This window comes from Shimia marina (assembly GCF_001458175.1).
Classification (GTDB): domain Bacteria; phylum Pseudomonadota; class Alphaproteobacteria; order Rhodobacterales; family Rhodobacteraceae; genus Shimia; species Shimia marina.
Map to the genome: position 1 here is coordinate 81,526 of NZ_CYPW01000018.1, position 8,266 is coordinate 89,791.

Genomic DNA, 8,266 nt, shown 5'->3' on the forward strand with positions numbered 1-8,266 from the left:
CCTATTTTTTAGTCAGATTGAGGTTTTGAGTGAAAAATAACGGAAATTCCGCTGTCTGAAAAAGTTGTCTCCAGACTTATCCACAGTTTCGGTGGATTTGTTTTGGCTTGCGCAACAGGGCTCAAGATTGCAGCCGGGGCGAAAGAATCATATCTGGTAAGTCATGGCATCTGAGAACGACACCGACCCCACTGGCCCGACCGGGCATGCGTGTATCCAAGCGTATTTAAAAACGCTTGATGGCTCGCCCGGAGTCTATCGGATGTTGGATGCGCAGGCGCGGGTGCTTTACGTTGGAAAAGCGCGCAATCTGCGAGCGCGCGTGTCCAATTATGCGCGACCCAGCGGGCATTCGGGACGGATTGCCCGGATGATCTCGGAAACCGCGTCGATGATGTTTTTGACCACGAAAACGGAAACCGAGGCGCTGCTGCTGGAGCAAAACCTGATTAAGCAGCTCAAGCCGAAGTACAACGTGCTGTTGCGCGATGACAAAAGCTTTCCGAATATTCTGGTGTCCCGCAGCCATGGGTTTCCGCAGATCAAGAAGCATCGTGGTGCCAAGAAAGAAAAGGGCCACTATTATGGCCCCTTTGCCAATGCGGGCGCGGTGACGCGCACGCTCAGTCAGCTTCAGAAGGTTTTTCTGTTGCGCAATTGTTCGGATGCGCAGTTTGAAAGCCGCACGCGCCCCTGTCTGCTCTATCAGATCAAACGTTGTTCTGGCCCCTGTGTTGGCAAGATCTCTGAGGCGGATTACGCGGAGAGTGTGAAAGACGCGGAGCGCTTTCTGTCCGGGCGTTCCACGCAGGTGCAGGAAACGCTGGCCGAGCAAATGATGGCGGCCTCTGAGGCGATGGAGTTTGAGAAGGCCGCTGCGCTGCGCGATCGCATTCGGGCTCTGACCTCTGTGCAGACCTCACAGGGCATCAATCCGCGCGGTGTGGCCGAGGCTGATGTGGTGGCCTTGCATCTGGAGCAGGGGCAGGCCTGTGTGCAGGTGTTTTTCATCCGGGCCCATCAGAATTGGGGCAATCAGGATTACTACCCCCGTGTGGGCGTGGATGTGGAGGCGGCCGAGGTGTTGGAGGCCTTTGTAGGGCAGTTTTATGATGGCAAAGAACCGCCGCGTCAGGTGATCCTGTCCCACCCGATTGAAAACGCAGAGCTTATGGCGGAGGCGCTGGGGTCTAAGGCGGGGCGCAAGGTTGAGGTCAGCGTGCCCCAGCGCGGGGAGAAGGCGGAGCTTGTGGCGGGCGCGGCACGGAATGCGCGGGAAAGTCTCGCCCGAAAGATGAGTGAGACCGCCACGCAGGCGAAGCTTTTGCGCGGGGTTGCTGAGGCCTTTGATCTGGAAGGGCCGCCGCAGCGGATCGAAGTCTATGACAACAGCCACATTCAGGGCACCAATGCGGTGGGCGGCATGATTGTGGCCGGGCCGGAAGGCTTCATGAAAAACAGCTATCGCAAGTTCAACATCAAAGGGGATGATCTGACCCCCGGAGATGACTTTGGCATGATGAAAGAGGTGCTGACCCGGCGGTTCAAACGTTTGCTGAAAGAAGATCCGGATCGCGACAAGGGGCTGTGGCCGGACCTTCTGTTGATTGACGGTGGCGCGGGGCAGGTGAGCGCCGTGCGTGAGATTATGGAAGACTTTGGCGTGGAGGATGTGCCCATGGTGGGCGTGGCCAAAGGGGTGGACCGCGATCACGGCAAAGAGGAATTTCACCGTGTGGGACAGGCGGTTATGGCCTTGCGGCGCAATGATCCCGTGCTCTATTTTATCCAGCGTTTGCGGGATGAAGCCCATAGATTTGCCATTGGCACGCATCGGGCCAAACGTGCCAAGGCCATAGGCGCGACGCCGCTTGACGATGTGCCCGGGGTTGGTGCGACACGTAAGCGCGCACTTCTGGCGCATTTTGGCAGCGCCAAGGCGGTGAGCCGGGCCAATCTGGCGGATCTGAAGGCTGTGGATGGAGTTTCTGACAAATTGGCAGAAGTGATCTACGATTTTTTCCATGATGGGGGCTAGCCTGGCCTTCAGGGTGTTGCCGGAGAAGGCTGTGCCAATAGAAAGCGGCGCTCTGGGCTTCCTGTTGGGCGCAAAACCGCTTAGGAACGTCTCATGACCTGGACCATTCCCAATATTCTCTCTGTGCTTCGCCTGATTGCCGCGCCCATGATTGCGGTGATGTTCCTCTATTTCGAACGTCCCTACGCGGATTGGTTTGCCTTGATGCTGTTTATGGTGGCCTCAATCACCGATTGGTTTGACGGCTATCTGGCGCGGGCCTGGGGGCAGGAAACCCGTTTGGGGGCGATGATCGATCCGATCGCGGACAAAGCCATGGTGGTGATCGCGCTGATGGTGATCGTGGGCTATTCCTCTATGTCGCCCTGGCTGGTGCTGCCGGCGACGGTGATCCTGTTTCGGGAAGTCTTTGTTTCTGGCCTGCGCGAATTTCTTGGCGAAGTGGCTGGTACACTGAAAGTGACCAAGCTCGCAAAATGGAAAACGGCGACACAAATGGTTGCGATTGCTTTCCTTTTTGGACAGGGCGTGTTCGAACACTACCTTGGTATGTCGGCCTGGGGGATGGATCAGGCGTTGGTTGATCAGGTGATGCTGGGGCAGGTTGAGGACCTTCAGGGCCTGCGGTGGAAACATACCGGTATGGTCTGGTCCGGCTGGATAGGACTTTGGTTGCTCTGGCTGGCGGCGGCGCTGACGGCTATCACGGGGGTGGATTACTTCAACAAGGCCAAGCCGCATCTGAAGGATTGATTGCGATGGATGTTCTCTACTTTGCCTGGGTGCGCGAACGCATTGGCATTCCTAAGGAAACGCTGACGACTGAGGCCAAGACCGTGAAGGACCTGGTGGAAGAGCTGAAGCTGCGGGAAGAACGCTATGCGGTGGCTTTCAGCGATTTGAGTGCGCTGCGTGTGGCGGTGGATCAGGAGCTGACGGATTTTGACGCCGCGCTGGACGGTGTGCGGGAAGTGGCATTTTTCCCACCAATGACAGGCGGTTAAGGAGAGCGCCATGCGTGTTCTTGTGCAGGAAGAGGCCTTTGATTTTGGTCGCGAGGCGCAAGCCTTTGCCAGCGGTCACAGCAATATGGGCGCGATTGTCACCTTCACCGGTGTGGTGCGGGACAGTGACAAGGGCGGCATGGAGCGGATGGTGATCGAGCACTATCCGGGCATGACGCAGAAAGCCTTGGAAACCATCGCCAAAGACGCCGTAAGCCGTTGGGATCTGGGCGATGTTCTGGTCATTCACCGCCATGGAGAGCTGCGCCCGGGTGAGATGATCATGATGGTCGCAACCGCCGCGCGCCATAGGGTCAACGCCTTTGAAGCGGCTGAGTTCCTGATGGATTACCTGAAATCCCGCGCGCCCTTCTGGAAGAAGGAATATGGCGCTGATGGCGCGGAATGGGTGGCCGCCAAAGATGAGGATGAGGACGCGCTGAGCCGGTGGTAAAGAAGGCGATGATGCTGGCGCGTTAAGCTTTTAAAGCAGCCTGAAACAACGTCGGTATTGCGCCTGTATCCCAACGGTAATGCGTCGGTGGATTTTGAGAGATCTTTGTCGAGTAAGAGTGTTCGCGCAGCGCCCGCGCAACAGGGGCGCGCGCAACGATTATGTCGGGCTTTTACCAAGCGTGCCGAGACCGGTGGCCGTTTGGGGTCAGATATCGCCAAGACGCTCCACATGGGCGCGCAGCTCTTCGGTTTCTTGGCGGGCGTCGCGCAACCCGTCCATGGCGGCGCGCAGCTCTGCTTCGGTCTGTGTCAACTGGTTGGTCAGCTCGGCTTCGCGTTGTTGCAGATAGGTGATCGCCTGATCGCGGGTCTCTTCGGCTTCGTGCAGTTCCTGGCTCATGCGCTCCAGCTGATCCACATCGGATTGTGCCACGCGGGTGAAGCGATGCACCAGCCAATTGGCAAACCAGCCCATGCAGAAGGCCACGAATAGGATCACGGCTGTGGTCAGAATGAACTCGATGCGTGTCATTGGTCTTGGGCCTCCTCGCCGTCTTCCTGCGCGGCGTTGTCTGTGGATGGTGTGGCGGGTGCTGCCTCAGCTGCCGGGGTGTCCGCGTCTGAGGCGGATTGTTGATCTTGGGCCGCAGCTTCCGCCGGGGTCGCATTTTCTGCTTCTGCTGGCGGGGGCGTTTCGCCCTCTGGCAGCAGGCGAATAAATTCGATGCGGCGGTTGGCTTCGCGGCCTGCTTCGGTGCCGTTGTCAGCAATCGGCTGGCTTTCGCCATAGCCCGTGGCTTGGAAGCCTTTTGTCAACACGCGGCGATCCTGCAGTGCGGTCAGGACGGCCTGCGCGCGGGTTTGCGACAGGGCGAGGTTCATGCTTTCGCGGCCCTGACTGTCGGTGTGTCCCTGAATTTCCAGACGCAGATCCGGGCAGAGATCAAGCTGTTCGGCCAGCTGTGCAATGATGGCATCGGCGCTGGCGTCCAGCGTGCCTTTGCCGGGTTCAAAGGCAATTTTGGTCTCATCCTGCAGGCTCTGAATGGCGGCCATGCATTCTTCTGCGGTGGGCAGGGCGGCAAGTGGGTCAAGCGCCTCTTCATAGGTGACGTTGATCGCAAAGTGATCGGTCTGGCTGAGCTTGTCGGCGAGGATCTGCGCGATGCGGGCATTGGCTTCTGTGCTGCCGGTGCGGCCGGTGACGGCCACGGAGTCCGGGGTCACAGTCAGCACGCCATTGTGCAGGAAGGAGAGCGCGTCGAGCCCGGCCATGACACGGAAGGGCCATGAGGCGGGCAGGGTTTCATCCAGACGGGTGGCCATATGCACCGCGTCTGTGCCAAAGCGGGCACGGGCGTAGCTGTCTGTGGTGTCACGCGCGATGTCATTGGGCAGGCGGCCGCGCAGTTGTAGCAGGCCTTCGGGGCTGAGTGTGGCGGTAAACTCCTGAACCACGGTGGCCCCGTCTTCTGTTTCCGGTGTGGGGGGCAGTATGGCCAGCAAGGCGAAGGCCTCTGGCAGACGTCCTTCCAGTTCGCCGACGATACGGTCAAACAGGGGTTGATCTGTGCCCATTGGCGCGGTCAGGGTGATGTCGGCATCTGAGAAGGTGATGCTGCCGCCGCCGATCTCGCTCAGGCTTTCGATGGACATCTCAACCGCATCGGACCAGCGTGTGGAGGGTACGCCAAGGCCGATAATGCATTTTGCATTCTGTGCGGCCCCTGCCGCGCGGGCGGCGGTGAGAATACGGGCGCGGGCCTTGTCGGTGTCTGCGGAACAGGCATCAAACCGCGCACCGGTCTCATCAATCAGAAAGCGCAGGGTGAAAGGGGTGATCACCGGACGCGGGGCAGAAATCGACAGATCTACTTCCAGACCGGGAGGGGCATTGCGCAGCAGGTCGTTTTCCAGAATGGCACGGTCTTCGGCGCTGTCGGCCATGGCGGTGATCTGCACGCGCTGTGCTTGAACCGAAATTTTGGAGCGGGGCAGCTCTTCAAGCGCCGCGAGAGCGTAGGCCGTGGCGCGGCCCCAGCCCTGCGGTGCGGTGTAATCGGCGGTTTCCAGAAGGTCTGCCACATTGGCGGCGCCTGCGATGGCTTCCAGATCGCGCAGCATGCGGGCGCGATCGGCGCTTTGCGGGATCAGGCCAATCAGGGAGATGCCCGCGTCATTGCGCAGAATTTCCACGGAAAAGCGTGGAGGGGCGATCGCCGCAGTGGCGGGGACCTGCATATTGTCGATCACACGGGCCGCATCAACGATGCCCCCGGCGGCAGAGACCGCGCGGAAGCGGTCCGCCTCAGAAGGGGCGACCCCGGCGAGGAAGATTTGCAGACCTTCGGCATGCACTTCGGCCCAGTCCATGCCTTTCATGGAGAGGTCACGCTCCACAGCGGAGCGGGAGGTGTCTTCGATCAGATCAGCAGAGAGGCTTGCGGCCACCAGCGACAACAGCCCGGCTGTTGCAAAGGTGGAGAAGAGGATCAGGAGTGAGGAAAGTCGCATTCAGAAGTGAGGCCCGGACAGTGGTGCGAGGTTGATACGCCCTCAGAGCCCGCCTTGCAATCACAGGAAAAAGGCACCGGCGAAAAACAGCAGAGGAATAAGGCCCGTGTCGCGATTGGCGCGGAACAGGCGCAGCAGGCTGGCGGTGTCGTTTGTGTCGAGCTGGCGCAGTTGCCATTGCATATGCCAGCCCATGGCAAGCGGCCCCATGAGCGCGACGGCCATGGAGGCGGGGCTGCGGGTGATGGTGACCATCAGCACGGCGAGACCAAAGAGCATGATGGTGAGCATCAGAAAGCCCTGTAGCCATTGGGCAGAGGCGTCGCCAAACAGCCGCGCGGTGGATTTTACGCCGATCAGCGCGTCATCTTCGGTGTCCTGATGGGCGTAGATGGTGTCATAAAACAAGGTCCAGGCGATGCCTGCCCCGTAGAGGATCACGGCGGGGGCGGTAAGACTGCCGGTGTGGGCAGTCCATGCCAAAAGCGCGCCCCAGTTGAAGGCGAGGCCGAGAAAGACCTGCGGCCACCATGTGAAGCGTTTGGCAAAGGGGTAGATCGCCACGGGGATCAGGGAGGCCAGACCCAGCAGGATTGCGGCAGAATTGAAGCTTAGCAGGATGGCGGCGGAGACAGCGGTTTGCAGCGCCATCCACAGCAGGGCTCGCTTTGGGGTGACTTGGCCTGAGGGCAGGGGGCGGGAGCGGGTACGGGCCACCTGTGCGTCGATTTTACGATCGGTGAAGTCATTCCACGTACAGCCTGCGCCGCGCATCAGGAAGGCTCCCAAGGCACAGCCCACCGCGATCCAGAGATCGGACAGACGGGCCTGCCCATCGCTGAGCATCGCCAGCGCCAGACCCATCCAGCACGGCAGCAGCAGGAGCCATGTGCCAATGGGGCGATCTGCGCGGGACAGGCGCAGATAGGGGCGGGACCATGCGGGGGCGCGGTGATCGACCCAATTGCCTGTAACAGCGTCAGAAACCTGACCCTTTGGTTCTTCCTTTGCGCGCGTGTCGGCCATATGTAGGTTCCCATGAAACAGGCAAAAGTCAGATTGTATGTAGAGCAGGGCTTGGGGGAAGGGCAAACCATTCCTCTGACCAAAGAGCAGGCGCATTATCTTTTTGGGGTGATGCGGATGGCGGTGGATGATCCGGTGCTGCTGTTTAATGGGCGCGACGGGGAGTGGCGCTGTGTGGTGACGGTGGCCAATAAGCGCAATGGGGAATTGTTGTGTGAGGCGCAGACCAAGCCTTTGCAGATGCCGCCGGATTTGTGGCTGTGTTTTGCGCCAATCAAAAAGGCGCGCACGGATTTCATCGTGGAGAAAGCCGCCGAAATGGGGGCTGCGCGGATTGTGCCGGTGACCACGGATTTCACCAATAGCGAGCGCATCCGGCAGGATCGTTTGCAGGCCCATGCGGTGGAAGCGGCAGAGCAATGCGGTGGCACCTATGTGCCCGAGGTGGCCGAGCTGACCAAGCTGGAACGGCTCTTGGCCGATTGGCCTGACGGGCGGCAGTTGATGTTTTGTGATGAGGCGGAGGTGGGCAGTGCAAAGCGTCTTGCGGCCTCAGAAGGCGGGCCATGGGCCATTCTGATTGGGCCGGAAGGCGGGTTTAGTGAGGCGGAACGGGCCAAGCTCAAGGTGCTGCCCTTTGCCCATGTGGTGAGCCTTGGGCCGCGCATTTTGCGGGCTGATACAGCGGCAGTGGCGGCGATGACGCTCTGGCAGCAGGCGCTTGGAGATTGGCAGTGACGTCTGCAAATCTGTGCCAGACCAAGGGGGCAGAAGCCTCCCTATGAGCGCGCGATCCCTGCACATGGCCTTGGAACTGGCGGAAGCCGGCGCGCGGGTGCAGGGGCAGCTTGACGATGCGTTGGGGCCGGGGCGGGCCTCTGTGGGAGCGGTGATCAAACAAGATGCACGTGCCTTGGTGGCGCGTGGTGTTTTTGAGGGCGGGCCGGTCTTTTTCAAACAAATGCGAGGCGCGCAGCCGGTGCGGGATGCGAAGCGGGCCGCCGCAGAGCTGCGCTTTCTTCAAACGCATCTGGCAGAGGGGCCACACCGCGTGATGCCGTTGCGCGCCGCGCTGGTGGCGCCTGCGATCCTGATCACCGGGGCGGTGCAGGGCCGATCCGTCGCAGATGTTTTGCAAGAGACGTCTGATGATCGTGAGCGCGCCACACTTTTGGGGCGGGCATCGGAGTGGCTTGGGGCCGTGGCGGCCTTGCGACCGGGGCAGCAG

The 8,266-nt window shown here is 60.3% G+C and carries 9 protein-coding genes; 6 read left to right on the forward strand and 3 right to left on the reverse strand.

Annotated features, from left to right (window positions below; all coding sequences use genetic code 11):
• Nucleotides 1–163: 163 nt before the first annotated feature.
• The 4 genes from uvrC (at nucleotide 164) to SHM7688_RS09980 (ending at nucleotide 3,496) form a co-directional block, all read left to right on the forward strand.
• Nucleotides 164–2,038 (forward strand): excinuclease ABC subunit UvrC, encoded by a 1,875-nt coding sequence (gene uvrC, locus SHM7688_RS09965; RefSeq protein ID WP_058239794.1) that lies wholly within the window; start codon nucleotides 164–166, stop codon nucleotides 2,036–2,038.
• Nucleotides 2,039–2,131: 93 nt separating this feature from the next.
• Nucleotides 2,132–2,791, forward strand: a complete 660-nt coding sequence (pgsA, locus tag SHM7688_RS09970) for a CDP-diacylglycerol--glycerol-3-phosphate 3-phosphatidyltransferase (protein WP_058239795.1) — start codon at nucleotides 2,132–2,134, stop codon at nucleotides 2,789–2,791.
• Between the two features lie 5 nt (nucleotides 2,792–2,796).
• Nucleotides 2,797–3,042 carry a molybdopterin converting factor subunit 1 gene (moaD, locus tag SHM7688_RS09975; RefSeq protein ID WP_058239796.1) on the forward strand — a complete coding sequence of 82 codons (246 nt, stop codon included), beginning with the start codon at nucleotides 2,797–2,799 and terminating at the stop codon, nucleotides 3,040–3,042.
• 10 nt (nucleotides 3,043–3,052) lie between these two features.
• Nucleotides 3,053–3,496 carry a molybdenum cofactor biosynthesis protein MoaE gene (locus SHM7688_RS09980; RefSeq protein ID WP_058239797.1) on the forward strand — a complete coding sequence of 148 codons (444 nt, stop codon included), beginning with the start codon at nucleotides 3,053–3,055 and terminating at the stop codon, nucleotides 3,494–3,496.
• Between the two features lie 207 nt (nucleotides 3,497–3,703).
• Here the strand turns inward: SHM7688_RS09980 and SHM7688_RS09985 are convergent, their stop codons facing one another.
• Genes SHM7688_RS09985 through ubiA form a run of 3 tightly spaced genes read right to left on the reverse strand, consistent with a single transcriptional unit; the run spans nucleotide 3,704 to nucleotide 7,038 of the window.
• Nucleotides 3,704–4,030: a hypothetical protein gene (locus SHM7688_RS09985; protein ID WP_058239798.1), complete on the reverse strand. Its 327-nt coding sequence runs from the start codon at nucleotides 4,028–4,030 to the stop codon at nucleotides 3,704–3,706.
• Nucleotides 4,027–6,012 carry an OmpA family protein gene (locus SHM7688_RS09990; protein ID WP_083499013.1) on the reverse strand — a complete coding sequence of 662 codons (1,986 nt, stop codon included), beginning with the start codon at nucleotides 6,010–6,012 and terminating at the stop codon, nucleotides 4,027–4,029. The genes SHM7688_RS09985 and SHM7688_RS09990 overlap by 4 nt, the downstream gene beginning before the upstream one ends.
• 60 nt (nucleotides 6,013–6,072) lie before the next feature.
• On the reverse strand, nucleotides 6,073–7,038 hold the full coding sequence (gene ubiA, locus SHM7688_RS09995) for a 4-hydroxybenzoate octaprenyltransferase (RefSeq protein ID WP_058239799.1): 966 nt from the start codon (nucleotides 7,036–7,038) through the stop codon (nucleotides 6,073–6,075).
• 12 nt (nucleotides 7,039–7,050) lie between these two features.
• Between ubiA and SHM7688_RS10000 the strand changes: the two genes are divergently transcribed.
• Both SHM7688_RS10000 and SHM7688_RS19735 read left to right on the forward strand, forming a co-directional pair.
• Nucleotides 7,051–7,776 (forward strand): 16S rRNA (uracil(1498)-N(3))-methyltransferase, encoded by a 726-nt coding sequence (locus tag SHM7688_RS10000; protein ID WP_058239800.1) that lies wholly within the window; start codon nucleotides 7,051–7,053, stop codon nucleotides 7,774–7,776.
• A 43-nt stretch (nucleotides 7,777–7,819) separates the two neighbouring features.
• The coding region (locus SHM7688_RS19735) for a hypothetical protein (protein WP_058239801.1) at nucleotides 7,820–8,266 on the forward strand (447 nt) is incomplete at its 3' end.

Coding starts and splice junctions, on each gene's coding strand:
- uvrC (WP_058239794.1), top strand. CDS start 164: ATGGCATCTGAGAACGACACCGACCCCACTGGCCCGACCGGGCATGCG.
- pgsA (WP_058239795.1), top strand. CDS start 2,132: ATGACCTGGACCATTCCCAATATTCTCTCTGTGCTTCGCCTGATTGCC.
- moaD (WP_058239796.1), top strand. CDS start 2,797: ATGGATGTTCTCTACTTTGCCTGGGTGCGCGAACGCATTGGCATTCCT.
- SHM7688_RS09980 (WP_058239797.1), top strand. CDS start 3,053: ATGCGTGTTCTTGTGCAGGAAGAGGCCTTTGATTTTGGTCGCGAGGCG.
- SHM7688_RS09985 (WP_058239798.1), bottom strand. CDS start 4,030: ATGACACGCATCGAGTTCATTCTGACCACAGCCGTGATCCTATTCGTG.
- SHM7688_RS09990 (WP_083499013.1), bottom strand. CDS start 6,012: ATGCGACTTTCCTCACTCCTGATCCTCTTCTCCACCTTTGCAACAGCC.
- ubiA (WP_058239799.1), bottom strand. CDS start 7,038: ATGGCCGACACGCGCGCAAAGGAAGAACCAAAGGGTCAGGTTTCTGAC.
- SHM7688_RS10000 (WP_058239800.1), top strand. CDS start 7,051: ATGAAACAGGCAAAAGTCAGATTGTATGTAGAGCAGGGCTTGGGGGAA.